The sequence below is a fragment of the Streptomyces flavofungini genome, from assembly GCF_014650815.1.
GTDB lineage: Bacteria > Actinomycetota > Actinomycetes > Streptomycetales > Streptomycetaceae > Streptomyces > Streptomyces flavofungini.
Genome location: NZ_BMVR01000012.1, coordinates 210,441 through 236,817 on the forward strand (window position 1 = coordinate 210,441; position 26,377 = coordinate 236,817).

22 protein-coding genes are annotated in these 26,377 nt (G+C 71.9%); 5 read left to right on the forward strand and 17 right to left on the reverse strand.

The features are described from left to right. Positions 1 to 75 precede the first annotated feature (75 nt). Together IE274_RS40250 and IE274_RS28950 are read right to left on the reverse strand one after the other, a co-directional pair. Complete coding sequence (locus IE274_RS40250) at positions 76 to 708, reverse strand: BBE domain-containing protein (RefSeq protein WP_198897848.1); 633 nt, start codon at positions 706 to 708, stop codon at positions 76 to 78. 207 nt (positions 709 to 915) lie between these two features. Beyond that, positions 916 to 1,833 carry an SDR family NAD(P)-dependent oxidoreductase gene (locus IE274_RS28950; RefSeq protein WP_190118854.1) on the reverse strand — a complete coding sequence of 306 codons (918 nt, stop codon included), beginning with the start codon at positions 1,831 to 1,833 and terminating at the stop codon, positions 916 to 918. A 128-nt stretch (positions 1,834 to 1,961) separates the two neighbouring features. On the opposite strand from IE274_RS28950, the gene IE274_RS28955 reads away from it, so the two are divergent. Both IE274_RS28955 and IE274_RS28960 read left to right on the forward strand, forming a co-directional pair. After that, positions 1,962 to 3,347, forward strand: coding sequence for a sensor histidine kinase (locus IE274_RS28955; RefSeq protein WP_229909871.1), 1,386 nt, complete (start codon positions 1,962 to 1,964; stop codon positions 3,345 to 3,347). Continuing rightward, positions 3,344 to 4,003, forward strand: coding sequence for a response regulator (locus IE274_RS28960; protein WP_190118855.1), 660 nt, complete (start codon positions 3,344 to 3,346; stop codon positions 4,001 to 4,003). Before IE274_RS28955 ends, IE274_RS28960 begins: the two co-directional genes overlap by 4 nt. Positions 4,004 to 4,019: 16 nt before the next feature. Here IE274_RS28960 and IE274_RS28965 read toward each other — a convergent pair whose 3' ends face one another. The 3 genes from IE274_RS28965 to IE274_RS28975 all read right to left on the reverse strand — a co-directional run bounded on the left by IE274_RS28965 (position 4,020) and on the right by IE274_RS28975 (position 6,619). Beyond that, positions 4,020 to 4,760: a class I SAM-dependent methyltransferase gene (locus tag IE274_RS28965; RefSeq protein ID WP_190118856.1), complete on the reverse strand. Its 741-nt coding sequence runs from the start codon at positions 4,758 to 4,760 to the stop codon at positions 4,020 to 4,022. Positions 4,761 to 4,923: 163 nt separating this feature from the next. Further along, positions 4,924 to 5,544, reverse strand: coding sequence for a DJ-1/PfpI family protein (locus IE274_RS28970; protein ID WP_190118857.1), 621 nt, complete (start codon positions 5,542 to 5,544; stop codon positions 4,924 to 4,926). 151 nt (positions 5,545 to 5,695) lie between these two features. Continuing rightward, positions 5,696 to 6,619 (reverse strand): EamA family transporter, encoded by a 924-nt coding sequence (locus IE274_RS28975; RefSeq protein WP_190118858.1) that lies wholly within the window; start codon positions 6,617 to 6,619, stop codon positions 5,696 to 5,698. A 272-nt stretch (positions 6,620 to 6,891) separates the two neighbouring features. On the opposite strand from IE274_RS28975, the gene IE274_RS28980 reads away from it, so the two are divergent. Further along, positions 6,892 to 7,752 (forward strand): LysR family transcriptional regulator, encoded by an 861-nt coding sequence (locus tag IE274_RS28980; RefSeq protein WP_190118859.1) that lies wholly within the window; start codon positions 6,892 to 6,894, stop codon positions 7,750 to 7,752. Positions 7,753 to 8,177: 425 nt separating this feature from the next. On the opposite strand, the gene IE274_RS28985 is transcribed toward IE274_RS28980, so the two are convergent. From IE274_RS28985 to IE274_RS29015, 7 genes are all read right to left on the reverse strand, one after another. Further along, positions 8,178 to 8,537 (reverse strand): aldehyde dehydrogenase family protein, encoded by a 360-nt coding sequence (locus IE274_RS28985; protein ID WP_190118928.1) that lies wholly within the window; start codon positions 8,535 to 8,537, stop codon positions 8,178 to 8,180. Positions 8,538 to 8,551: 14 nt separating this feature from the next. Continuing rightward, positions 8,552 to 10,114 (reverse strand): GMC family oxidoreductase, encoded by a 1,563-nt coding sequence (locus IE274_RS28990; protein WP_190118860.1) that lies wholly within the window; start codon positions 10,112 to 10,114, stop codon positions 8,552 to 8,554. Between the two features lie 40 nt (positions 10,115 to 10,154). Next, positions 10,155 to 11,189, reverse strand: a complete 1,035-nt coding sequence (locus tag IE274_RS28995) for a dipeptidase (RefSeq protein ID WP_190118861.1) — start codon at positions 11,187 to 11,189, stop codon at positions 10,155 to 10,157. Positions 11,190 to 11,256: 67 nt separating this feature from the next. Then, entirely contained in the window at positions 11,257 to 12,150 is an 894-nt protein-coding gene (locus IE274_RS29000) for an alpha/beta fold hydrolase (protein ID WP_190118862.1), read from the reverse strand. A gap of 5 nt (positions 12,151 to 12,155) precedes the next feature. Next, a complete protein-coding gene (locus IE274_RS29005; RefSeq protein ID WP_190118863.1) occupies positions 12,156 to 14,054 on the reverse strand; it encodes a S9 family peptidase in 1,899 nt (632 codons plus the stop codon). Positions 14,055 to 14,154: 100 nt separating this feature from the next. Continuing rightward, complete coding sequence (locus tag IE274_RS29010; RefSeq protein WP_190118864.1) at positions 14,155 to 15,393, reverse strand: metal-dependent hydrolase family protein; 1,239 nt, start codon at positions 15,391 to 15,393, stop codon at positions 14,155 to 14,157. 58 nt (positions 15,394 to 15,451) lie between these two features. Then, entirely contained in the window at positions 15,452 to 16,741 is a 1,290-nt protein-coding gene (locus tag IE274_RS29015; protein WP_229909872.1) for an MFS transporter, read from the reverse strand. Positions 16,742 to 16,829: 88 nt separating this feature from the next. Between IE274_RS29015 and IE274_RS29020 the strand changes: the two genes are divergently transcribed. Further along, on the forward strand, positions 16,830 to 17,891 hold the full coding sequence (locus IE274_RS29020; protein WP_229909873.1) for an Lrp/AsnC family transcriptional regulator: 1,062 nt from the start codon (positions 16,830 to 16,832) through the stop codon (positions 17,889 to 17,891). A gap of 141 nt (positions 17,892 to 18,032) precedes the next feature. On the opposite strand, the gene IE274_RS29025 is transcribed toward IE274_RS29020, so the two are convergent. Beyond that, positions 18,033 to 19,652 (reverse strand): alpha/beta fold hydrolase, encoded by a 1,620-nt coding sequence (locus tag IE274_RS29025; protein ID WP_190118867.1) that lies wholly within the window; start codon positions 19,650 to 19,652, stop codon positions 18,033 to 18,035. A 590-nt stretch (positions 19,653 to 20,242) separates the two neighbouring features. Between IE274_RS29025 and IE274_RS29030 the strand changes: the two genes are divergently transcribed. Further along, positions 20,243 to 20,806, forward strand: a complete 564-nt coding sequence (locus tag IE274_RS29030) for a helix-turn-helix transcriptional regulator (RefSeq protein ID WP_229909874.1) — start codon at positions 20,243 to 20,245, stop codon at positions 20,804 to 20,806. A gap of 88 nt (positions 20,807 to 20,894) precedes the next feature. Here the strand turns inward: IE274_RS29030 and IE274_RS29035 are convergent, their stop codons facing one another. The 4 genes from IE274_RS29035 to IE274_RS29050 form a co-directional block, all read right to left on the reverse strand. Beyond that, on the reverse strand, positions 20,895 to 21,362 hold the full coding sequence (locus IE274_RS29035) for a YybH family protein (protein WP_190118869.1): 468 nt from the start codon (positions 21,360 to 21,362) through the stop codon (positions 20,895 to 20,897). Between the two features lie 77 nt (positions 21,363 to 21,439). Further along, entirely contained in the window at positions 21,440 to 24,139 is a 2,700-nt protein-coding gene (locus IE274_RS29040) for an AAA family ATPase (protein WP_190118870.1), read from the reverse strand. A 623-nt stretch (positions 24,140 to 24,762) separates the two neighbouring features. Continuing rightward, complete coding sequence (locus IE274_RS29045; RefSeq protein WP_229909875.1) at positions 24,763 to 25,530, reverse strand: cyclase family protein; 768 nt, start codon at positions 25,528 to 25,530, stop codon at positions 24,763 to 24,765. A gap of 116 nt (positions 25,531 to 25,646) precedes the next feature. Further along, entirely contained in the window at positions 25,647 to 26,276 is a 630-nt protein-coding gene (locus IE274_RS29050) for a TetR/AcrR family transcriptional regulator (protein ID WP_190118871.1), read from the reverse strand. Positions 26,277 to 26,377: the final 101 nt, after the last annotated feature.

Below are 26,377 nucleotides of genomic sequence, written 5' to 3' on the forward strand. Positions count from 1 at the left end.
GGCGCCCGACTTCCGGCCCGAAACCCGAAGCCCAAAGCCCGAAGGGGAACGCCCCCCCCACAGCGGCCCCCGCGCTCAGGCCGCCGACACCGACAGCGCGTGGTGGAACACGTTCCGCGGGTCCCACTGCGCCTTCACCGCGCCGAGCCGCGCGTGGTTGGCCTCGCAGGAGAGGGTCTGCCAGGGCGTGCCCGAGGTGTTCCGGCGCGGGTCGGCGAGGTCGGTGTCGGGGTGGTCGATGAAGGTGCCGTCGGCGTGCTCGCCGGGGACGGGGGCGCCGCCGGTGTCGGCGAAGAGGTCCCGGTAGCAGCCGCGGATCCAGGCCAGGTACGCGGGCGCCCGCCTCGAAGCAGTGCCCGCCGCTGCGGACGGCGAGGCGGGCACCCGTCCGCACCGACTCCCGTACGGCGTGGACGACTTGAGCCGTCGAGCCGACCAGGTGGACCTGCTCGGGCCGGCCCGGAAGCGGTTGCTGGCGCCTCGGGTGGTGAGGTGGGGGTAGCGGGGGCCGTCGCGGGTGACGCGTACCGGACCGTTCGGCAGCCGGTCCGCAGCCGCGACAGGAGCAGCGGGGCGAGTGGCGGCCCCCGCCGGGGACGTCGCCCCGGCGGACACCGGGTTCAGCACCGGACCCAGCGCCGACCCCGCGCCCGTCACCGTCGCGGGCCGCAGTGCGGTGCGTCGAGCGTGCTCGTCCTTGGAAGCCATTGCTGCCCCTTCGGTAGTCGGCCAGGCGTAGGCGCCGCGCGTCCATGCCCTGCGTCCGTGCCGCGAACTCCGTGTCGCACAGCGGCAGTCACGAAGGTATGCGGGCGCGGCAGCCGTGGCAGGCGCGCTACCAACCACTTCGGGGGTGCACTCAGCACCACCCCCCGTGGAGGTGGTGCCGCGCACACGGCCCTCAGGGCGGCGCCGTCACGTGCCGCTGGGCCGGATCATCTTCCGCCCGGCCGTGGCCCCGCCGTCCACGGCCACGGAGGCACCGGTCATGTACGAGAGGTCGTCGGACGCCAGGGAGAGCACGGCGCGGGCGATCTCCGCGGGCTCCGCCATCCGTTCGAGGCCGTCGATGTTGAGGGGTCCGAACGCCTTCTTGTACGCGGCCCAGTCGGCGTCGGGGATGCCCGGCGGGCGGACGAAAGGAGTGTCGGTGGTGCCGGGCAGGATGGCGTTGACGCGGATGCCCTGGGGACCGTACGCGAGCGCGGCGGCCTTGACGATGCCCTGGACGGCGCGCTTGCTCGCCGTGTACGCGGAGCCGTTCGGCCGGGCCTGCTCGGCGGCCGACGACGAGGTGCAGACGATGACGCCGTGCCCCGCCTTGAGCATGTGCTCGACCTCGTACTTGAGGGCGAGGAACACCCCGCGCGCATTGGTGGACTGGACGTCGTCCCACTCCTCGACGGTCAGTTCGTGCGGGAGCTTGGCGCTGCCGATACCGGCGTTGTTGAAGGCGATGTCGATGCCTCCGTGGCGGTCGGCCATCCGGTACACGAAGGCGCGCACCTGGTCGGCCTCGCGCACGTCGGCCTGCATGTAGGTGGCGTCGCCGCCCGCCTTGCGGATCTCCTGCTCGACGCGGCGCCCCGACGAGACGCGGCGGCCGCAGAATCCGACGCGCGCGCCTTCTGCGGCGAAGGCCTTCGCCGTGGCCTCGCCGATGCCCGAGGTGGCGCCGGTGATGAGGACGGAACGGCCGTCGAAGCGGCGTTTCGCCCGGGGGCCCGGGCGGGGGGTGGCGGCGCGGGCGGTGCCGTCGAAGGCCAGGGAGGTCAGGCCGAGGGCGGCGGCGCCGCCGAGCAGGGAGCGCCGGGTCGTGTCGTGTGCGTTCATGCGGTCCACACTGTCAGCGCGGGCGGGCGGGGCACTTCCTTCGACGGGGCGGTGCGGCGGCCACTGGGAGGAGCGGGCTCCTGCTGCGGCAGGAGGCCGGTGCTCTGGCGGCGCCTATCGTTGTCCGAGTGAACCGATCTTGGGTGGAACCGGTCTTCGACCGGAAGTACGCGCCGGTACGCGTCCTGGTCGTCGCCGGTGCGCTGCTCGGCTACCTCCTCCTGGTGCAACGGCCCGCCCAGGCGGCCGACTGGGGCTTCGCCGCGGCCGGGATCGCGCTGTGTCTGGCGGAGGTCGAGTGGGTGTTCGCCGCGGCGGTGGCCCAGTCGGGGCTGCTGGTCGCCGCGCACGCCTGGGGCGCGGAGCCGGTCGCGGCCCTGAAGGTGCTCGCCGCCCTCGGCGTCTTCGAGGTGTCGGTACGGTGCGCGGGGCGGCGGCCGGTCGTCGCGTCCGCCGCACTGGCCTGCGCCGTCGCCGCGAACCGCCTGGGAGACCTCCCCGGCGAACTCCCCTCCGTGCTCTACAAGATGAGCGTCGTCGCCGGGGTCCCCCTGGTGCTCGGCGCGTACGTCCGGGCCACGCGGGACGCCACCCACCGCGCCCGCGACCACGCGGAGCAGGAGCAGGCGCGCGCCGAGCAACGGCTGTTGGCGGCCCGGACCGCCGAACGGACCGCCATCGCCCGCGAGTTGCACGACCTCGTGGCGCACCATGTCTCGTCCATGGTGGTACGGGTCGGGGTCGCCCGGCACGTCCTGCCCGCCGCGGGCACCGACGGCGCGCCCGATCCCCGCATCACCGCCGTCCTCGACGACCTGCACACCGGCGGCACCGCCGCCATGGCCGACCTGCGGCGCCTGGTCGCGGTGTTGCGCGACCCCGACAGCATCGCCCCCGACGCCTCCCCGCTCCTCTCCCCCGGCGCGCTCGCCACGGCCCTGGAGTCGGTCGTCGCCCAGAGCGCGCGCTCCGGCCTGCTGGTCGACGCCGCGGTGGACGACGCGGAACTCGCCCGGATCGACACGGCTCGTGGGCTCGCGGTGCTGCGGCTGGCACAGGAGGGACTGGCGAACGTGACGCAGCACGCGGGCGCGGGGGCGCGGGCCGGGCTGACGGTGGGGGTCGGTGGGGACGGGGGCGTGTGGGTCGTCGTGGAGGATGACGGAGGGGGTGCTGGTGGCGGCGGGGGCGGGTCGGGGGAACTGGGCGCTCCGGGGCGGGTGGCCGGGGTCGGCCCGTCCGGGCAGGAGCTGGTCGGCGGACCGTCCGGGCACGGTCTCGTCGGCCTGCGTGAGCGGGTGCGGCTGCTCGGCGGGCGCTTGGAGGCCGGGCCCGTGGGGCGGGGGTGGCGGCTGCGGGCGGAACTTCCGGTCCTGGACGGGGGCGCCGCTACGGAAACCGTGGGAGCCATGAGCACCGCAGGAACCGCGGAAGCCGCAAGCACCGCAGGAGCCATGAGCACCGCAGGAGCCGTATCGCGCAAGACCGCCACGAACACGGAGCCGCACCTGTGATCCGCCTCCTCATCGTCGACGACCAGCAGCTCGTCCGCATGGGACTCCGCATGCTCTTCGAGCAGCCCGACGACATCGACCTCGTGGGCGAGGCGGCCAACGGCCAGGACGCCGTGCGCCTGGCCGAACACCTCACTCCCGACGTGGTCCTGATGGACCTGCGCATGCCGGGGGTGGACGGCATCACCGCCACCCGGCGCATCACGACGGCCCGGCCCGGCACCCGCGTGCTCGCACTGACCACGTTCGACGACGACGATCACCTGTACCCGGCGCTCGCCGCCGGAGCCTGCGGCTTCCTGGTGAAGGACACCCCGCCACCCCAACTCCTGGACGGCGTACGGCGCGCGGCCCGCGGCGAGGCCCCCTTCAGCCAGGCCGCCCTGGACCGCATCGTCGCCCGCGCCCTCGACACCGGCGCGACCCCGCCCGCGCAGCGCGCGCCAGCGCCGCCCGCCGGGCTGACGCCCCGCGAGCAGCAGGTCCTTGCCCTGCTCGGGCAGGGCCTGTCGAACAAGGAGATCGGCGACCGGCTGCACCTGGGGGTGACCACGGTCAAGACGCACGTGGCGAACCTGATGGCCAAGACGGGCTGCGACAACCGCATCCGGCTCGCGGTCCTGGCGGTCCGGTCCGGGGTCACCGCGCCCGCCTGAGGGGGCGTCGCACCTCTCAGGCGCGGCAGCGCAGCATCACCAGCGGCGGGTTGACGAGGAGGTCCGCCCAGAAGTCCGCACCGTGTTCGCGCACCCCGGCCTCGGACACCTCCACCGGTACCCAGGTCAGCTCGCTGAACCCGGCGGCCCGCAGACTCTGTTCGTACACCTCGCGGCGCGGGCAGGTGCCGACGAACGAGATCGGCGGGTCGAGCAGTGCCGTGAGCCGGATGCGGGGGCCGGTCTCGATCTCCTCGCCGGTCGCCTCGCAGCGGAAGCCGTACTTGGCCAAGGACGGGCCGTCGAAGCGGTACTCGGGCGTCTGGGCGAGCACGAAGAACTCGCCGCCGGGCCGCAGGCTCCGGTGCACGTGGCGGCACATCCGCTCCATGGCGGCGATGTCCGGGGCGTAGTTGAGGAGCTGCACTCCCAGGGCGACGTCGAAGCGCCGCTCCAGGGGCCGCAGTTCGGCGACGTCGCCCACCTCGTAGCGCACGCCCAGCGGGTCGCGCTCCTCGAACCCCCGGGCCGCGGCGACCATTTCGCTGGAGATGTCGACGCCGAGCACCTCGGCGGCGCCGCGCCGCTTGAACTCCCTGCTGTAGAAGCCAGTGCCGGAGGCGAGGTCGAGGACCGCCTTGCCGCGCACGTCACCGACCATCGCCAGGAAGCTGGGGACCTCCCCGTACTGCGTCAGCGGCAGGGACTTGAAACCCTCGAACGCCTCACCGATCTCGTCGTACTGCTGCACGCTCATCGCGCTGTCCTCCCGTGGGCCTCGTCATGGCCCCGGCGCCGTCCCACAGGGCGGGCCGCGGCCTCTGGCGGGCAGTCTTCCCGCGCCCCGGCAGACGGTCGTACTCACAGAAGCCACAAAGATCAGGACGGCGTCCCGGCGTCCCCCACAACGGGGGCGGGCCTCAGGTCAGGTTGCGCGCCCGTTCGAGCACCTCGGCCGGGGCCTTGGCGACCGAGCCGGTGTCGTACGGGGGCCGGGGGTCGTACTCGGTGTAGAGCTGGATCGCCTGGGCGGTGGTGTCGTCGCTGAGCAGCGCGGCCAGTCGGATCGCCATGTCGATGCCCGAGGACACCCCGGCGGAGGTGATGATCCGGTCGTGGCGGACGACCCGCTCGGCGGTGTAGGTGGCGCCGTACGACTCCAGCTCGTCGATGACGCCCCAGTGGCTGGTGGCGGTCAGGCCGGTCAGCAGCCCGGCTGCCGCGAGCACCAGGGCTCCGGTGCAGACCGAGGTGGTGAAGCGGGTGCCGGTGTGGACGCGGCGGACCCAGTCGAGGAAGTCGGGGTCGGCCGCCACCGTCCAGGCGCCGCCACCGCCGGGGACGAGCAGGACGTCGCAGTGCTCCACCTCGGAGTACCTGGTCGGGACGTGCACCGGCAGGGAGCCGAGCACGTCCTGCACCAGGCCGGGTTCGGGGGCCACGAAGCGCACGGTGGCGTCGGGCACATGGGCCAGGATCTCGTACGGTCCGATCGCGTCGAGCGGCTCGAAACGGTCGAAGAGCGGGATCACTATGTCCATGCGGCGCATCCTAACCGGGGAGTTGATCAGGCTTCTCGGGGCCCGGTGGAGTCGGCGGAGCCGGAGCGCGCCCTCTCCTCGCCGGGGGGGCGCCCTCTCCTCGCCGCCGGGGCGCGCCCCCTCCTCGCCCGGAGCGCCGCCTCCCCGCCCCTCACTTCCGCCCCGCGCCCCCAGCCCGTACCGCCCCCGCGCTCGCCCCCACGACCAGCGCGATCGCCGCGCACTGCAGGGCCGACAGCGTCTGCCCGAGGACCAGGAACCCGGCCAGCGCGGCGACCGCCGGGGCCAGGCTCATCAGGACCGCGAAGGTGCCCGCGGGCAGCCTGCGCAGGGCGAGCAGCTCCAGCGTGTACGGGACCCCGGACGACAGCAGCGCGACGACCAGGCCGATCCCCAGCACCTTCGGCTCCAGCAGGGTGGTCCCCGCGGAGCCGATGCCCAGCGGCAGGCTCACCAGCGCGGCCACGGCCATCGCCAGGGCCAGCCCGTCGAGGCGCGGGAAACGGGCCCCGGCCCGGGCACTGAAGACGATGTACGCCGCCCACATCGCGCCCGCCCCGAGCGCGAACCCGGCGCCCGCCAGGCTGAGTTCGCCGAAGCTGCCCTGCCCGAGCAGGAACACGCCCGCGAACGCCATCCCGGCCCACACCAGGCTCGCCGCCCGCCGCGCCGTGACGACGGACAGGAGCAGCGGGCCCAGGACCTCCAGGGTCACCGCGGGGCCCAGCGGAATGCGGTCGATCGCCTGGTAGAAGAGGACGTTCATGCCACCCAGGGCGAGCCCGAACGCGCCGACGACCCCCCAGTCCGTACGGCTGTAGCCGCGCAACCGGGGGCGGCAGACGACAAGGAGCAGTACGGCCGCGATCGTCACCCGCAGCGCCACCACACCGAGCGCGCCCGCGCGCGGGAAGAGCAGGGCCGCCGCGGCGGAGCCGAACTGCACCGAGAGGACACCGGCGAGCACCAGGCCGATGCCGCCGAGACTGCCCGCACTGGCGGGGCCGGCCGCCTTGCGGATGCGGCCGACGGCGGAGGTCCGCTGCCCGGTCGCGGACGTCTCCGTTCCTGTCATCGCCGTACCGGACGCCACCGCACCACCGGACGTCGCCCCACCGCCCGATGTCGCCGCCTCACCCCCTGCCGTGCCAGACCCCGCCGCCCCGGACCCCGCACCCGTGGCGCTCACAGCCCCTGCCCCCGCCGGACCGGCCCCGTCGACCCCCGTCACCGCGGCGCTGCCCGTCGCGGCCCCCACCTGAACCCTCGTGTTTGTCATGCCCCCACGCTAGAAAGCCGAGCGCGCCGCGTGAAATGCCTTTCGCGCGGTGGTTATGCTTCCTGGGCATGACCATGGAACTGCGCCATCTGCGGGCCTTCCTCGCCATCGCCGAGGAGGGCACGATCACGCGTGCCGCGACCCGGCTGCACACGGGCCAGCCCGCGCTCTCCCGCACGCTGCGCCAGCTCGAGACGCACCTCGGTGTGCGCCTGGTCGACCGCTCCACGCACCACCTGGAACTCACCGCCGCGGGCCGGGCGTTCCGCGACCAGGCCGCGGCCGCGCTGGCCGCCGTGGACACGGCCTTCGATCCCCGTTCGCTGGCCGCGCTGCCGCTGCGCCTGGGGCACCCCTGGGCCGCGCTCGGCGACCTGACCCTGCCGCTCCTGCGCCGCTGGGACGAGGAACACCCCGGTGTGCCGCTGGAGCTGCGCCGCGTCGACGACCGTACGGCGGGGCTCACGCGGGGCAAGGTCGACGTCGCCCTGCTTCGCGGCGAGCTGACGGCTCCGGACCTGGTCACGGAGTTGCTGATGCGGGAGGAACGGGTGGCGGTGGTGCCCGCCGACAGTGACCTCACCGCACGCGACGCGCTCACGCTGGCCGACCTGACGCCGTGGCCGATCGCGCTCAACACGGTGGCGGGCACGACCACGCTCGACCTGTGGTCCACGGCCGCGCGCCCCGAGGTGGTGATCGAGGTCACCAACACGGACGAGTGGCTGACGGCCATCGCGGCGGGGCGGGCCGTGGGCATCTCGACCTCGGCGACCCCCCGCATGCACACCCACCCGGCGATCGCCTACCGCCCCCTGACCGACGCCCCACCGGTCCCGCTGGTCCTGGCCTGGCACCGCGGCACCCCGGCACACCCGGCGATCCCGGACCTGATCCGGCTGGCCCACGAGCTGGTGGCGGAACGCTGATTCGCTCCGCTGTCCCCCTGTGAAGTCCCGGGGAATCCCGCGACGCGCCACGAAAGCAGCCACGCCCCGAAGGCGAGAAGCTCGCCCGCCGCCCGCAGGGCACCGCAGCGGCTCAAGGCGCTCGCCGACCGCTTCGACCAGGCCGTTCCCGGTCTGCGTGCGGCGTTGCGCGACTCGTTCCTGCTGACCCGGCCCTACGGCGGCGGCTGGGGCGCGTAACCCGCGACCGCGAGTCCGGAGCCGAACCAGCCCCGCCGCTTGGCCGGGCGCCGTCACGCGCCCCCTTCCCTTGGGCCGTGCCCACGGCCGTAGGCGACGACGCGTTCGATGTCCCTACGGCGTGAGCTGCGCCCAGGCCTCGCCTGCCGCCCGATCTGGGCGGCAGACCGGCCACAGCCCCAGGATCACCACGGCTGACGCGACCGTCAGGTCGCGTTGCCCTCGGCGATGATGACGGCGGACGGGCGAGTGGCCGCGTCGTAGGCGGCGTGGGCGCCGGTGGCTCCGGTGCCGCTGTCGCCCGCCGGTTCCCAGACCATCTCGGGGCTGCCGCCTTGCCATTGGTTGATCCATACGACTCCCGCGGGGAGCCGGGCCGCGGCGTCCCTGTGCTCCGGGTCGTCGGTGTACACCGTCGCGGCGAGGCCGTAGCGCGAACGGGCCGCCCGCTGGAGCCCGATGGCGAAGTCGGGCACGACGGCGACCGCCGGGTCCACGACGTTGAGCAGGGCGTCCCCGGCGGTGGCCTGCCAGGCGCCGCCGAACAGATTCTCCGCGGTACGCACGAGTCCGGTCCCCTTCACGTGAGTCGGTCGGACATCAACTCGCCGGCCATGATCGAGGCGAGGTTGGTGTTGGCGCGGGGAACGAACGGGAAGATCGACGCGTCGACGACGCGCAGCCCGTCCACGCCGAGGACCCGGCAGTCGCTGTCCACCACCGTCTCCGGGGCGTCGGCCGCGCCCATCCGGCAGGTGCTGGTTCCGTGCTGCGTGTCCACCACGGTGGCCAGGAGGTGCTCGTCGAGCGCGCTGTCGCTGTGCAGCGCGGCGAACAATTCCCGGTTCGCCTCCTCGACCGGAGCCGTCAGGATCCCCTCCGTCTCGGGCCCGCGCGCCAGCTCGACCAGCTCGCGCACTCCCGTGCGCAGCCGAGGCAGGTCCCGTGGATCGGACAGCATCCGCTCGCGCACCAGCGGCTGCTGGGTGGGGTCGGCGGACGTCAGCGTCAGCACACCGCGCGAGTAGGCGCGGTTCAGCCACACGCCGTAGGACCCCGTCCGGGCGCCGGGCGTCGCCGAGCCCATGGCGAGGACGTTCTCGTTGAGGGCGACGAACATCATGTCGTTCTCGGGCGCGCCGGGACCGCTGGTCCAGCGGACGCACACGTTGGTGTGCCGGTCGTGCGGTGTCCTGTTGCCGGCCTCCTCCGTGAGCGGGAGGGTCACCGACGCCAGCGGGTGGTCCTGCAGCCCCTGGCCGACGGGCAGATCCTGGCGTACGCCGATGCCGAGCTCGTCCAGGTGCGCCGCGGGGCCGATGCCCGAGCGCATCAGGATCGTCGGCGAGTGGATGACGCCGGCACTGAGGACGACGGTGTCCGCGTGCTCGGTGGACACGACTCCGTCTCTGATCAATCGCACTCCGACGGCCCGGTTGCCGTGGAACAGCACGCGGTCCACCACGCTGTCCCCGCGTACGGTGAGGGTGTCCAGGTCGCGGGCCCACTCCAGGTAGCCGTCGTTGACGCTCACCCGCAGGCCGTCCCGCGAGTTGATCGGGTACGGCGAAACACCGGTGCCCCGGGGCGCGTTGACGTCTTCGGTCCAGCGGTACCCGGCGGCCCAGCAGGCCCGGGCCAAGGCCTTGTCGACGCCTCCCCAGCGCTCCTGCGGCATCCGGTGGATCGGGATCGGGCCGCCGCGGCCGTGGTGCGGATCGTCGCCGAACAGCTCGTCGTCCTCCAGGCGGGCGAAGTACGGCAGCACGTCCTCGGGGGCCCAGCCCTTGCAGCCGAGGGCCGCCCACTCCTCGTAGTCGACCATCGGCGGGCGGATGGCGATCTGGCCGTTGACCGCCGAACTGCCGCCGGTCCCCCGGCCGCGCCAGTACAGCTCCTGCTCCTGCCGGTCCGTGCGCGCGGCGTTCACGTCGGGCCAGATCAGCTCCGCGCTCGCCGCCGGGTCCAGCAGCGCGAGGCTCGGGTTGGGGGAACGCCAGACGTCCTTCATCTCCGCCGACCGGTAGTCCGGTCCCGCCTCCAGCAGCAGCACGCGTCTGCCCTGCGCCGCCGTACGTGCCGCGAGCGCGGCGCCCGCAGAACCCGCTCCCACGACGATGACATCCCAGCCCTTGCTCATCATGTCCCTTCCCTCTCAGTGGAATTGGCGGTGTGCCGTCGCGCTATGGGGTCCTGGTCGTCGCGGGTACGCCCATCACCTCGTCGAACACCCGCATCGCGTTGCCGCCCAGGACCTTCTTGATGTCGGCGTCGGGGAAGCCGCGCTCCGCCATCTCCTCGGTGATCCTGGGCAGGTCGGAGGGCCGCCGGAGCTCGCTGTCGGCCCATGTGACGTCCATGCCGGGGACCACCCAGCCGCCGTGGACGTCTTGGTAGTAGTCGTCGATGAAGTCGGGGCCGAGCGCGATGGCATCGATGGAGGTGACCGAGGCGAGGTGTTCGATGTGGTCGACCACCCGGGCCACCGTGGGGCGGCCCGGATCGATGAAGGGCGGGATGGCCGCCGCCACGCCGATCACGCCGCCGAGGTCGGCGATGCCCTTGAGCTGGGCGTCGGTGAGGTTGCGGTGGATGTCGGTGACGGCACGGCACGCCGAGTGCGTCGCGAGGAGCGGTCGGCGGGCGTGCTCCAGTACGTCCTCGACGCCTGCGACGCCGAGATGGCTGATGTCGTAGACGATGCCCAGGCGCTCCATCTCGGCCAGGACTTCCAGGCCTTGCGGGGTGAGCCCGCCACAGGCGGAGTCGTCGACGCCGCTGCCGTCGGCGAGCAGGGTGCGGCCCAGGTGGGCCAGTGACACCACCCGCACGCCGACCCGCTCCATGGTGCGGATCAATGCGGGGTCCTGGCCGAGGGCGTGCGCGCCTTCGAGGGCGATGACCAGCGCGATCCTCCCGTCGGCCGTCGCGCGCGCGACATCGGCTCCGGTGCGGCAGACCGTCGTCTGCGGATACTGCTCGGCCAAGCGGTGGATGCGCTCGACGAGCAGCAGCGTGCGGCGCAGGGCGCCCTCGGACTGGAACTGCTCGTCGATGAAGACCGGCAGCACCTGGACGTTCACACCACCGGCGTGCAGTTCGGGCAGCCAGAACTCGCCGAAGTAGTCCGTGCGGCCGCGATGGTCGAAGTGGTCGACAAGGAGGATCAGGTCGTTGTGGAGGTCGGCCACCAGGGCCTCGTCGTGCAGTGCTGTCATCGTGCGCGTCCGCCTCTCGGTTCGTCCTCGGAGAAGTCCTCGGTCGGGATGACGGTGGCGGCCCTCGTCATGGCCGTCCCTTCCCCAGCAGATCGGTGACGATGTCCGGCAGATACGCCTGCTGGAGGCTGAGATGGCCGTGCCCGGCGATGACGTGCAGATCGGCGCCGGGCACGGCGCGCGCGAGCCAGACGGAGTGCTCGTGACTGACCATCCGATCGAGCTTGCCGGTCCAGAGCGTGACGGGGGTGGTGATCGCGCCGAGGTCGAAGCCCCAGGGCGCGACCAGCGCCAGGTCGTCCTCGACCCAGCCCTCGACGCCCGTGGACGTCGACTTCCTCGTGCTCGCGATGAAGGTGTCGCCGAACTCGGTCGTGCAGAGCTCCTGGTCGACGGGGGGCAGCGCGCCGCGGTAGGAGTCGACGAAGTCCGCCGCGGTGAGGTCGCCCCAGTCGGCCACGGTCCGCCGCAGCCACGGCTCGATGGCCTCCCGGCCCTGTTCGGCGAGCTTCCACTCCTCGACGTTCTCCGGCCCCATCCCGGCGTAGTGGTCGAGGCCGTCCGCGTCGATCGGCGCCGGGCTGACCACCGCGGCCGTGGCGCGGCAGCGGTCCGGGAGCAGCGCGGCACAGGCGAGCGCGTGCGGGCCGCCGCCGGAACCGCCCATGCTGACGAAGGTGTCGACGCCGAGGTGGTTGAGGACTACGGCCGTGTCCTCGGCGATGTCCGCCATCACCCGCCCCGGCCGGGGCGAGCTCCGTCCGTATCCAGGGCGCCCCGCCATCACATGGCGCAGGCCGAGTTGGTCGCAGACCCGCGCGAACGACTGCCGGGGCACCAGGCCGCCGGGGGTGCCCGCGTGGCAGAGCAGCGTGCCCTCGGTCGCCGTGCCGTACGTCAGCACCTCCGTCACCCGGCCGTCGGGCAGCGGCACGAGGTCGTACTCCCAGCCCTCGGTCATGCCGCTCACACTGCCGCCACGGCCTGCTTGCCGCCCAGATGGCGGGCCAGGAACCGCTCCAGGAGCTGGTGGATCTCGATGAGGTTCTCCGGGTTCTGGAAGCGATGGCCCTCGTCGTCCTTGACCAGGTACTCGACCTCCACCCCGCGGGCGCGCAGCGCCGCCACCATCAGGTCGGACTCCTCCTGCACCACGCGGACGTCGTTGGCTCCCTGGACCACCATCAGCGGGGTGCTGACCTGATCCACCTTGGTGATCGGCGAGCGGGCCAGCATGTCGGCCTCCTGCTCCGGGAAGTCGGGATCGCCCACGTAGGTCAGGAAGTTGTTGCCGATCAGGGTCCGTGCGAAGTCCGGCAGGGTGCGGATGAAGTTCGCCAGGTTGGAGATGCCGCAGAGGTCGACGGCGGCGGCGAAGACGTCCGGGGTGAAGGTGACGCCGACGAGCGCCGAGTAACCGCCGTACGAGCCGCCGCAGATGGCGACACGGTCCGGGTCGGCGTACCCCTGCCGCACCGCCCATGCGACGGCGTCGATGAGATCGTCGTGCATCCGGCCGGCGAACTCGCCGATGGCCGCACGGGTGAAGGCCTTGCCGTAGCCGGACGAGCCGCGCATGTTGATCTGCAGCACGGCGTACCCGCGGTTGGCGAGCAGTTGCACGCGGGGCTCGTATCCGTAGCTGTCGCGGAACCACGGACCGCCGTGCACGTGCAGGACCAGCGGCAGTCGCGTGGCCCCGGCGCCGATCGGCTGGGTCAGGTATCCGTGCACCGTCAGCCCGTCACGCGCGGAGAAGGAGACCGGCAGCTTCTCCGCCAGCGTCCGTGGGCTCAGGTGCGGGTACGGGCGGAACAGCTCACGGCTCTCGCCCGTCTCGTGGTCGTAGTAGTACGTGACGTCGGGGTCGGTGTCGTGGGTGAAGCTCACCACCCAGCGGCGTTCGCCGGTGTCGCTGCTGACGGCGGCGAGGTCGCCGTCGGACAGCCGGGACACCTGCTCGTGGACCGCTGCGAAGTGCGGGTCCAGCGGGTGCACGACCTGCCGGGCGCCCAGGTAGCGGACGGCGAGGATCTCACCGGTGCGCCTGCTGAGGATCAGCGGGTCCTGGTTGGCCGTGTTGACGCCGCTGCGGGTGTCGAGTTCGTACGCGGGGTGGCTGTCGACGACGGTCTCCTCGCCGGTGGCGATGTCGAGCCGGACCAGTCGGATGAGGTCGCTGTCGCGGTTGGAGCCGATCCAGATGCCGGTGCCGTCGGGGGTGACGGTGGCCGGGGTGAGGCCCATGGGCAGGTCGGCGCCGTCGTACGCGGTGATCTGCCGCATGGTGCCGCTGTCGGTGTCCCAGGCGTGGATCTCATGACCGCCGGTGGTCGGTATCACCGTCGCGAACAGCTCGCCGTTCCTGCCGCACAGCCAGCCGCCGATGTGCCCGGGGTTCTGCGCGACCCTGCTGATCTCGCCCGTGGCGATGTCGATGCGGTGGACGTCGAACTGGTCCGGCCGGCGTTCGTTGAGTACGGCGACGACGGTGCCGGGAAGGCCTGCGGGCTGCCAGAAGTCCTGCAGCCTGGCTCCGGGGAACGGGGTGAGGTCCCGCGCCGGGGCGTCCGGATCGTCCAGGTCGACGCGGAAGAGGTGCCAGTTCTCGTCGCCGTCCCCGTCCTGGGTGTAGAGCAGCCAGCGGGGATCGTCGGTCCAGCGGTAGCTGTGCACGTCGCGGTGGTGGTCGTGGGTCACGCACACGGCCTCTTCGGCATCGACGCCGCGGATCCAGACGTTCAGCCGACCCTGCTCGGGCGCCAGGTACGCGATCTTCGTACCGTCCGGGGAGATCGATCCGGCGGCGGCGACCGGGCTCCTGAAGAAGTCCTCGATGGGGAGGAAGGGGGCCTCTGACGTCATGGGGTTTCCTTTCGCGGTGGATCGGTGGCGCGGGCGGACGGCTGGGCCTCCCGCTGCCCGCTGAGGCCACGGGGCAGGTGCCCGCCTCCAGCCGGTTTCGCTAGGACAACTCACTGCGGACGACCTCCCCGCCCCGCATGACGAGGTCGATCCCGGCACCGGAGTCGGCCAGCGGCGACAGGTCCTGGAGCGGGTTGCCGGACACCAGCAGGAGGTCGGCGAGGGCGCCGGGCGCCACCGCTCCCAACTCGCCGGAGCGGCCGAGGAGATCGGCGTTCACCGCGGTGGCCGACCGCAGGACATCGAGCGGGGACTGCACCCGCGCCCGCAGCAGCAGCTCGCGGCCCTGCGCCGGGTGCGACTCGCCGAGCAGGTCGGTGCCGAAGCCCACCCGTACGCCGGCGTCCAGGGCGATCTCGATGGCGTTCGTCCCGGCGCTCAGCACGGCCTGGAGCTTGTCGAGGCTCGGTGCCGGGTAACCCCACCGGCGGCCGATCTCGGCGAGCTGTTCCAGGACCACCAGCGTGGGGACGAGGAAGGCGCTGTGCTCGGCCATGACGCGGGCGGACGCGGTGTCGAGGAAGACGCCGTGCTCGACCGACTTCACGCCGGCGGTCACGGCCTGCACGATCGCCTCCGGCGCGAAGGCGTGGGCCAGGACGTACGTGCCGCGCGCTGCGGCCTCGGACGTGGCGGCCCGTATCTCGTCGCGCGTGTACTGCACCGTGTCGAGAGGGTCGGTCGGCGAAGAGATCCCGCCGCTCGCCATGATCTTGATCTGGTGGGCGCCGTTCTTGAGTTCCTCGCGGACCGCGCGGCGCACGGCGTCGGGCCCGTCGGCGACGTGGGCGAACCAGTTGCTGCTGATGTGGCAGGCACACAGGTGCGGATCGCCCCGGCCGACCGGGTCGAAGTCTCCGTGACCGCCGGTCTGGCTGATGACGCGGCCGGACCGGAACACCCGCGGGCCCTTGATCAGCCCGGCGTCGAGGGCCTCGGTGACGCCGCGGTCCAGGCCGCCGGCGTCGCGTACGGTCGTGAACCCCCGCCGCAGCATGGCCTCCAGGAGCCCGGCGGCCTCGATGCCGATGTGCGAGGCGGTCCGCCGCGCCATGGCCGGCATGTCCAGGGTGGTGACGGCGGCGTGCACATGGGCGTCGATCAGCCCGGGCATCAGGGTCCGGCCGGCCGCGTCAAGAACCGGAGCGGCGCCGGTGATCCGGCTTCCGGGCGCCACTTCCACGATGCGGTCGCCCGAGACGCGGACCGAGGACGCGGGCACGGTCTCGCCCGACTCCAGGTCGAGGAGGGCGGCGTTCTGGATGATCAGCTCGCTCATGCCGCGTCCCCTCCGAACGCGGCTGTGTCGGCAGGGCACAAGAGGCGGGCGGCGGACGTCATGCCGGCTCCTTTTCGTTCGTGCGGTCGGGGGCCGGTGCCGCGGTGCGGACGCGGTCGTCCGCACCGGCGAGGAAGGTCTCGGTGTCCTGCGGTGTCAGGCAGGCCATGACCATGGCGATCACCGGGCCGAGCGCGAGGAAGGTGAAGGCCACGTGGAAGGAGAAGGCGTCGGCGAGCACGCCCATCACGGTGGGCGCGACGATGCCCGCGAGCTGACCGCCGAAGACGAGGATTCCGCTGGCCACCCCGATGTGCGCGGGCGACAGGCTCCGGATCGGCACCGCCATGATCGGCATGTAGCAGAGCGCCGCGGCGAACACCGCCACGGTGGCGAGTGCGACGAACAGGGCGACGCTGGCGGCGTTCGCCATGACCGGCAGCGCCACGGCGGCCACGCCCATCGCGGGGACCACGATCCTCCGGTGCCGACCGCCGGTCCCGTCCACCCACCGGCCGCCGACCACCGTGGCCAGTGCCGCGGCCAGGCCGGGGATCGCCATCAGCGCGCCTGCCGCGTGCAGATCGACCCCGTGTTCGTCCTTCAGGTACGTCGGCACCCAGGAGCTGAGACCCCAGATGATCAGGCTGTAGCCGAACATCATCGCGGCGAACCGCCACAGCACACCCCACTTCAGGAGGGCCTTCGTGTCGGCTCCGGGGGTGGCGGAGGGCAGGCTCCGCCGGTCGGGCAGGGGCGACGGCAGGCGCAGCCGCAGCGCCACGTAGACGAACACGCCCAGCGCGGCGATGGAGAGGTACGCCGAACGCCAGCCGAAGGCGGCGACCAGCGGTGCCACGGCCAGCGGTGTGAACACCGCCGCGAGCGAGTTGGAGCTGAGGATCAGGCCATTGGCCCGCATCCGCTCCTGCGGCTGCGACCGCTCGACCAGGACCTTGGTGGCAGCGGGCGGGAACACGCCCTGCGCCAGGCCGAACAGCACCCGCAGCACGAGCAGCGCGGCGAACGACCAGGCAAGCCCGGTCAGGGCGGTGCACACGGTCCATGCGCCGAGCGCCCAGAGGACCATCCGGCGGCCGCCGATCCGGTCGGCGAGGACGCCGCCGGGAATCTGGCAGACGGCATAGGCCAGGAAGAACACGGAGACGACAAGACCCTGCTGGCTGTGGCTGAGATCGAACTCGTCGCCGATCGACGGCAGTACGAAATTGATCACGAGCCGGTCCGCGTAGTCGATGAACCAGGCCGCGAACAGCAACATCACTGTGGTGCGGGCCGGCCCGCTCAGCGGGACCGATCCACTGGCGTGGGAACGCGGTAGGGGCACCTGCCACTCCTTAACCTGCAGTGGCCGATACTCGGCCTCGGTGGGGAACCCCCATATCGTCCGACTCGCATGCGGAAGGGCCGGAAATTTGCAGGAAAACAGCGCCCGTCACGAATTCACGCAGGAAAGCGACACCGGCTTCTCCGAACTGGACCTCGCACTGGTCGACGCCCTGCAGTCCGCGCCCCGCGCCACCTGGGCCCAGCTCGGCCGGGCCCTGGGCGTCGACGCCACCACGGCCGCCCGGCACTGGGACCGGCTGCGCTCGCAGGGCCTGGCCTGGGTCACCGCCCATGAGACACCGCGCACGGCCACCGTCGCCTTCGTCGACGTCCACTGCGGCCCACGGCGGTTCGACGCCGTCAGCGACACGCTCACCCAGCTGCCCTGGGTGATCAGCGTCGAACAGATGACGGGCGACTACGACCTGTTCCTCTCCGTCGTCGCCGCCGACCTCCACTCCCTGGGCCGGGCCGTGCACGGCACCATCGGCGGCCTGCGCGGCGTCCGCTCCACGCGCACGCACCTCGGCCTGAGCGTCTTCAGCGAGGGCGGCGACTGGCGTACCCACGCCATCCCCCCGGCCAGCCGCGCCCTGCTGCCGGAAAGCGGCACCGGCAGCCGCGACACGTACGGCATCCACACCCGCACCCGGGACACGCCGCACGACCATGCCCTGCGCACCGCGCTCGGCAACGACGGGCGCATGAGCTACAAGGAACTCGGCGCGGCCATCGGCGTCAGCGAGTACGCCGCCCGACGGCGCCTGCTGCGGATGCTCCGCGACCACGAGATCACCCTGCGCTGCGACCTCGCGCATCCGCTGGCCGGTTACCGCGCGGTGGCCCTCTATCGCGCGAGCGTCCCCCACCAGCGCCTCGAACACACCGGCGCCGCCCTGGCGCGCATGGAGCAGGTCCGCCTGTCCGTCTCCATCAGCGGCCCCCACAACCTCCTCGTCATGGTCTGGCTCCACGACCTGGGCGGCATCAGCCCGTTCGAAGCTCTCCTCGCCGAGCGATTCCCCCACCTCGCAGTGGGCGACCGCACCATAGCCCTGCACACGCCCAAACGCATGGGCTGGCTCCTCGACGCCCACGGCCGCGCCACCGGGTACGTTCCGCTCGCCCTGCCCGCCGTCGGCCCTTGACGAAAGAGCGGTGGAACCGAGTGAGGCCCGGTATCCCTGCGCGGGCGATCAAGCGCAGGGGTACCGGGCCTCTGTCAGCGGCGGCGCCGCTCCGGGACGGTGGTGCTCAGGACGCGGTCACGCATCCGTCCGATGTCGGCGTCACCGTCGTGTCGCCCCCGGAGCAGCGGCGAACGGCTCGGCGTCCGGCCGACAGCTCGCGCCGTCGGTCGCCTTCAGCTCCACCAGGTAGCGCGCGGCCAGCACGTTCATGCACGTGCTCTGCAGCAGGGTGCCCGCGTGCCCCCAGCCTTCCAGGGTCGCCACCCGCGCGTCGGGGAAGTGGTCGGCGAAGGGCCTGGTGAACTCGTACGGCGTCGCCGGGTCGAAGCGGGTGCCGACCACCATCACCGGCACGTCGACGGTCTGCTTCCAGCCGCCCATGTAGACGTCGTCGTCCTCGTTGTGGATCACCATGCAGGACAGGCCCTGCCAGGCGCGGTAGCGCCCGAAGTGCGGGCCCTTGGCGTCCTCCGCTGCGGCCTCCGCCGGGAAGTCCTCCGGCCGGACCCCGTTGCGGGTGTCGACGCACAGGTTCGCCAGGGTCCCCCCGATCGACGCGTAGTCCTCACCACCCTTTCCGCGCAGGTACTTGGTCACCTTGGGCGCGGGCCGGTGGTCGACCTTGCCGGTGGTGGCCACGGTCGCGAGCGTCTGAGCGAGGATGGTCCAGGTCCGCGGTGTGGACATGGCCTCGAAGAGCGTCTTGACCGCGTAGGGGTACGTGACCTCGATCGGCGGCCCGTCCGGCGGGTCGATCGTCACCGGATGCGACTTGAGGTTCTGCAGCATCCGCTCCGTGACCTGGCGCGGATCGCCCAGCTTGGCCAGCGCGCACCGCTCCGGACCCGCTTTCCCGCACAGCCGGAGGAACTCGTTGAAGGCGCGGCTGGTCGCCCAGCCCTGACCGGACCGGGTCACCACCGAGCGGTCCCCCTTCTTCCCGGTGCGGTTCTCCGGCTCGACGGTGCCGTCCAGCATCAGCGCGCGGACGTTGCGGGGGAAGAGCTTGGCGTACGTCGCGCCCAGGAAGGTGCCGTACGAATACCCGGCGTAGGTGAGCTTCTTGTCGCCGACCGCCTGACGGAGCAGGTCCATGTCCCGTGCGACATTCGCCGTCGACGCGTGCTGGATACGCTCGCGTGAACGCTGCAGGCATCCTTGCGGAATCTTCGGCAGCTCACGGAGGTACTGCTTCTCCTGCTTCGGCGTCACCGGAAACGCCGGGAGCTTGTCCATGGCGGCAGCTTCGTCCTTGGCATTCGCGAAACACGTGACCGGATCCGACCCCGCGACACCCCGCGGATCGAAACCGATGATGTCGAAGTGCGCACGCACGCTGGGGTCGTACGCGGTCTTGCCGGCGCCCTGCACGAACTCGACACCGGAGCCGCCCGGGCCGCCGGGGTTGGTGAACAGCGAGCCGATGCGCTGGTGGGGATCGGTCGCCGGCAGTCTGGTGAGGGCGATGGTGGTGGTCGCACCGTGCGGCTTGTCGTAGTCGGTGGGGACTTCGGTGGTCGCGCACTGGAAGTCGGCCAACTCCGGCTTGTCGCAGGACGTCCAGTCGATGGTGGGCACGGGAATCGGGCGCTTCGCGGGCGGTGCGCCGGGGAGTGGAGTGGCGTTCGTGGTACTCGCAAGCCCGAGCACCGTGGCGATGCTGAGCGCCAAGGCGGTGGTGCGGCGGCCTGGTCGTACGGGATGTGGTCGAGACATCATGTCTCCTTGCCTTCCTGCGGGTGGGGGAGAACTCCGGCATGGTCGTGCCCGCCGACCACGCGGTTCCGGCGCTGAGCAGCGGTCGTGCACCCGTGGTGCGGGTCGGCCATGGCGGCGAACGCGAACATCGTGCGTCTCGCATGCGGAGATGGATGAAAGTTGCAGGAAAACAGCACCAACTTTGGGTTGCTGCTCGAAAGTGACATGCCGCGAGGTCGACGTCGGCGGCGGGCTGTACCGGGAACGCACCGACCGGGCCGCCTAGTAGCCTGAGGCAGCCAATTGCGCTACGTAGCTGTGCCGCATGCCTGCTCTGTCCGAATGCGTAAACGTCCGCATACGTAGGCACTACGGAAGTGCGGGGCTGATGCGCGCCCTACCTTGAGCATGGCTCCCCCGTCGGAGCCGACCGGTCAGAGAGCCGTCAAGGAGGAGTGGGCAGGACAGCCTGCGTGTCCGCCACCGAACCTCCGGAGCATCGTGGAAGTCGGAGGCCTCAGCCTGTGCAGCAGACCGACAAATACGTTCCTGCCACCCGGCGGGTGTCGGTAGCCATTCACGCGCCGGACCCCATCTCCCGGGCGGGAGTGGTGAGTCAGCTCCGTGCGCACGCGGAGATCACGCTGGTCGGCCATTCCCGGCAGGACCACGGGCACGTCGCCCTGTTTCTCGCCTCGACCGTCGACCGGACCACCCTCCAGAGTCTGAGCGCCCTCATCGATGCCCGTGCCCGTGTGGTCCTGGTGGTGGACCGGATGCGGGAGGCCGACGTACTCGGCGTCGTCGGCTGCGGAGTCACCTCGATCGTGTGGCGCCGAGCCGCCACGTCGACACGGCTGCTGCGGGCCATACGAGCAGCCCACCAGGGCGAAACCAACGTGCCCTCCGACCTGGTGGGCACCCTCGTCGCCTGCCTGGGGCGCCGGAAGGGCCAGGCGTCCGGTTCGGCGGAACTCACACCGATCGGGATGACACCACGGGAGATCGACGTCCTCCGGCTGGTCTCGGAGGGACTCGACACCGGGGAGATCGCGGCGAAGCTCGCCTACTCGGAACGAGCGGTGAAGTACATCCTCCAGCACCTGACCTCCCGCCTCCAACTGCGCAACCGCTCCCACGCGGTGGCTTACGCACTGCGCGCCGGCTACATCTGAGTCGGCGCGCGCCCGCGCCGCCGGTGGGGCGAACTCCTGGCCGCCCACGGAGAGACATTCTGCTTCTGAGCCCGAGCTGACGCTCGGGTCAGCGGACCTCGGGTTCCCGCAGCACGTGGGCGAGGGATCCTGCGGGCAGCTTCTTGCTCGAGTTGTGTTCGCGGACGATTCGCCAGCCCTCCGGTGTTCGGCGCCAGACCAGCGAGGTCGTGGTGCGGATGTCGGTGGTGCCGTCAGGCATGGTGACGCGCGCGACGAATATCAGGGTGGACGCGGCCAGATCGTGGCCGACGACGACGTGCGGGCCGTCGTCGACGGCATGGTGCGCGGAGACCATCTTCTGGAATGCGGGCTCCCAGATCGCCCCGTACCCGACGGCTGTCGTCGCCACCCGCTGCTCGGGGTCGAAGTCGTCGTAGAGACGGACGTCCGGAGAGCTGAAGTCGTAGAACTCGCCGAAGGTGCGCCGGAAGTCGAACAGGGCGTCCCCGTCGTTGCGCTCCCATCCGAACACCCATCGGCCGTGCAGATCCGCGATCAATTCTTCATCGTTCATGACTCGACGCTAGGACAGCGGGCGAGTTCCCGGGAGGGTCCATCGCACCCACCCACCCATCCATCCATGGAAAACGCTCAGCTCGACCACTTGCGGAGCTGCTGGCGCGAGGAGATCCCCAGCTTTCGGTAAGCATTGTGCAGGTGCGTGTCGACCGTACGCGGACTGAGGAAAAGCGCCGCCGCCACTTCCCTGGACGACCCTCCCTCAGCCACCTTGTTCACGATGAGGCGCTCCCTCGCGGTGAGCACACCGAGCGGGTCATCGGCTGAATCCTGCGGGCCCGGCCTTTCGCCGGCGGCCCGCAGTCTCCTCGCCGCACGCTCGGCGAAGGCGTCGGCGCCCATGGCGGACAACATCTTCTGGGCGGCGCGCAGTTCGACACGGGCCTCCCCGGGGCGGCCTTCGCTGTCCAGCCATTCGCCGTACACGAGCCGTGCCCGCGCGTGGTAGATGTGGGCACCGGTCCGCGCGAAGTAGTCGACCGCTTCCCGGTACAGCGCATCGCGGTTCTCATCCCGGCCGACGAGTGCTTTCGCCCGCAGGCATTCAGCGACGGCCCAGGGGGCGGGGTTGGCATGCGCCAGGCTCTCCAACAGGTGCACCGCGGCTGCGGCTTCCTGGGGGCGCCCGACCCGCACGGCGGCCTCGACGAGCTCGGGATAGACGCCCCAGATCGCATAGGAGCCCGCCTGTTGGCGACTCTGAGCTGCGAGAGCTGCCTGCAGGGCGGCTTCGTGGTTGCCCAGGCCGTTGTGCAGGACTGCCCGCGCGAACTGCTCCCCGGCGGTTTCGGACGGTTGCCCGTCGCGGCCCATCAGCCTCTTGACCTCGCTGTAGTGGTACGCGTCGCCGCGGAACGCGGCGAGGATCAGGTCAACTCCGACGACGCGCACCGTACCTGCGGCTTCGTCGAGCGCGTGGGCTTCGGTGAGGATGCCGTCCGCTTCGGTCAAGCTCCCTCCCGCGATGCGCGAGAGCGCCTGGTAGCGCAGTGCCTGCGGCAGCGTGGACAAGGATCCCTGGCTGCGGGCCGCCTCCACCTGCCGATCGGTCACCTCCCGCAGGGCCTTGTCGTCGCGCAGGTCGAGGATGAGCTGGCAGACCAGGTTCATTCGCCAGGGGCTGCCCGCGAAGGAGCCGGTACTGGTGCGACACGCGGTCACCGCACCGAGCATCGCGGGCACCGCTTCCTCGACAGGCAGCGTGATCTGGTCCATCAGGGCCTGCAGGAGCAGGTCGACGGGCCGAGCAGGGTGGCGCGGCATGTCCTGCTTGCGCAGGGCGGCGCCGAGATTCTTGAGCAGACCAGGCTGGTTGTCGTTGTACATGATCGACGCGAATGCCTCCAGGTACACCTCCCTGGCCTGGTCCGGCGGCAGTTGTGCGGCGATGTCGATGAGGGCGGCTGTCGCCTGCGGGGTGTGGCCGAGCTGGAAGTCGATCCTGGCGCGCAACAGGCGTGCCTGGGTGCGCCGGTGGTCCTTCAGTCGGAGCTCGGCCCGGGCGACGAGTGTGCGGGCCGTCGCGGGTGAACCGGCTTGGAGTCGCAGCCGTGCCGCCGCGATGAGCCGCCCGGACTGGCGTCCGGTCCCGGGAGTCAGTTGCGCGGCCCGCTCCATGAAGGCCGCTGCCGCGGCGAATCCGCCCCGCACGCGTGCTCTTTCGGCGGACCGCTCCAGCTCCGAAGCGACGTTCTCGTCGGCCTCGACGACGGCGTGGGCCCGGTGCCACACCTGGCGGTCGGGGTCGGTCGCGGGGTCGGTCGCCTCGGCAAGGGCGCCGTGCACACGCCGACGCAGTCCCGGCGTCGCCGAGGTGTACAACGCCGAGCGCACGAGGGGGTGCCGGAAGCGCAGCTGCGGGCCGAGTTCCAGCAGTCCCGCGTCCTCCGCGACGGAGAGAGCCTCAGGATCCAGCTTCAGGAGCCGCGCCGCCCGTCGCAGCAGGGCGAGATCACCGACCGGCTCCGCCGCCGCGAGCACCACGACCGACCGGGTGTCGGGCGGCAGTTGCTCGAAGCGGTGGACGAACTGCGCTTCCAGCACGGTCCCGGCACGGGGCAGCGACGGGCGTGCGCGGGGCACCCCGAACGGCCCGTCGTCGTGCGCGAATTCCAGCAGCGCGAGCGGGTTGCCGGCGGCCTCGGCCAGGATGCGCTCCACGAGTTCGGCATCGAGCCCGGACCGCGTCACGGTGCCCAGTAGACGGCGGGCGTCCTCGTGGCTCAGCCCCGCGAGGGGCAACCGCGGCAGCGCCGCCAGTCCTGGCACCGTGGCCGCGTCGCGGGCGGCGAACACCACCGCGATCCGCTCGGCTTCCACGCGCCGGGCCACGAAGACCAGGACTTGGCGGGACGCGTCGTCGATCCACTGGGCGTCGTCGACCACGCAACACACCGGGCGCTTGCGTGCGACCTCGTGCAGCAGCCCCAGCACGGCGAGTCCTACCGTCAAGGGCTCCGGGGAGGTCTGCTCGCCGAGTCCGAACACGGCCTCCAGTGCTTCCCGTTGCACGGCGGGAAGCTTGCCGCGCCGATCGAGGACGGGGGCGCACAGCTGGTACAGAGCGGCGTAGAGGAGGTCCTGCTCGAATTCGGCGCCGCTGGTACGCAGCACCGCGTGCTCGTCCAGTGCCGCCGTCGCCGCGTCGATCAGCGTCGACTTGCCGATTCCCGCCTCACCGGCCACGACCAGGGACCCGCCGCGTCCGGCCGCGGCTTCGGCCACCATCTGGTCGATGGCCCTGCGCTCGTCCTGTCGGGCCACGAGCTCCACCGGCACGGTCCTCCGCCTGACACCTGGGTGCTTGTTCTCCTTTGACCGCGAGTCGTCCCAGCGGGAGCCGGGGCCTGGCTGCCCGACCGTCCGCCCGGCCGGAGACGGCCGGTCCGAGTCGGCCAGGGCGCCGTCATCCGCCTTCTTCGACGCGGCCGCGGCGGATGGATCGGCGTTCGGCCCGGTCGGATGGCTCTCGCACGGTGCGGGGCGGGCTGGAGGGTGCAGGTCGGGGTCGTTCATCGCGGGTCGGCCTTCTGCGGTGCTGTGCGGCCGGCTGTGGCCACGGGGCGGCGCGGACTACCGCCTCGGCGTCGTCGACTGGGCGGTGGAGGGGCGGGCTGGCATCGGGATCAGTTCGGCGGCCTGTAAGCGGTCGCGGCGCTGCTGACGGCTCACGGCGGCGAAAGTACGGTCAGATCGCATGCCTGCGGCCACAGCACTACCTCGACCATCACGACACTTAGTGACATCAGTCTGCCCTACAACCCCACGCAAGGCGAACGCTTCGGGTTTCCCCTTCGGAGCGAGGAATTCACTCCTGGCATCGGTCTGGCGCAGAAACAAAGTGCGGAGCGCGGAGCCCCCGTGGCTCCCCGGCTCCGGAACCTGGAGGACGTTCTTCAGAAGAGGGCGAGGGGGTTGACGGGGACTCCGGTCAGTCCGTGGATGTGTGGCGGCGCCACGGTCAGCAGGAAGGAATGGCGCCCCGACTCCGCACACACGGCGGCGAGTTCGTCGACGTTCACGGCGTCGATCAGGGGCAGGCCGAGGAGCGGCAGGGCGACGCCGTGGAGCGGGGCGGGGCAGGCCGGGTCCAGGGCGGGATGGGCGTCGCCGATGTCACCGGCGTACAGGGACACTCCGCGCCGGTGCATCCACCGCACCGCGTCCAGACTCATGCCGGGCAGGGGGCGCCCGGGGACGGGGGTCATGTCCCAGCCGCAGCGCACGACGAGGGCGTCACCGGGTTCCAGGCGTACGCCCTGCCGCTTCTCGGCGGCGTCGAAGTCCTCCGCGGCGACCGCGTACCCACGCGGCAGCGGCCCGTCCACGGCGAGGTCGAGCAGCACCCCGCGCGTGACCGCTCCGGCAGCGAAGGCCGTCGTGGAACCGTGCCGCACACCGACCATCGACACGCACTCGTCCAGGGGCCGCCCGGGGTAGACCTGTCCGGCCCGGGGCGTGTGGGCGACGGCGTCGATGTGTGTGGAGCGGGGGTGGTGCGGGATGACCGTGAGCACTTCGGCCGTCGCGATCGGCGGGAAGCCCGTGTACTGCATCACCTGCTGTACGGGGGACGCTTCCTGGCCGGCCGGGGCGAAGGGGCCGCTGATGAGCGGCGTCGGCTCGATCGGCAGCGCGAGCGACACCGCACGCCCGGTGGACACCTCGGCCGCTCCCCTGGCCCGAGCCTCCGCCGGAATCTGCAGCACAGTTCGCCAAGGAATCTCCAGGAAAGCATCAGCCGCTGAAAGCGGAAAAGCTGGATATGCGGATCCCCGGCTCAGATGACGGGGTCGCCGATGGCTCCGCCGGTCGCTGTGCGGATGGCGTGGGCATAGCGCTTCGAGAGGGCCTCCACGTCCGCGTACTCCGCGACGTCGGCACCGGCGACGATGGCGGCGCCGATGTGCTCGTCATGGATCCGGATGACGGCTGCCGCCGCAGCCGCGTGCTGGCGCACCTCCAGGTCATCGGGCGGGAGCCCGAGGCGGTTGCCGATGATCACGCCCAGCTCCCGCTCGGTCTGGTCGCAGGCCATCAGCCAGGAGGCGCGCAGCGCCGGTTCGGTGTCGGCGAGCCAGATCATCTGGGTGGCGAGCATCTCGTCGGCGAAGGAAACGGGCGGCTCCTCGACTCCGAGCCGGGCCAGCTCCGCCTTGAGGTGGTCCTCCAGGAACCTGTCCTTGGGCCAGGCGCTCAGTACGCCCAGGAGCGTGACGACGCCCTGCATGATGACGGGCTCGGCGCAGCTCTCCTTGTTGCGGAAGTGCCGCCAGATGGTGCGCGTGGACACGCCCACGGCTTCCGCGATCTGATCACCGCTCGTGGCGGCCACGCCCTGGTCCCAGAACAGGCGCGCCGCCTCTCGGGAGATCTGCAGCCGGATCCGTGCCCGCTGCACATCGCTCATCCCGCCCACACTGCGCTCCTCAGTCGCTCTGGCACCTCGGAGGCATGCCCCGAAGCGACAGTATGTCACTAAGTGACACGTCGCGCGAACGCAGCACAGGC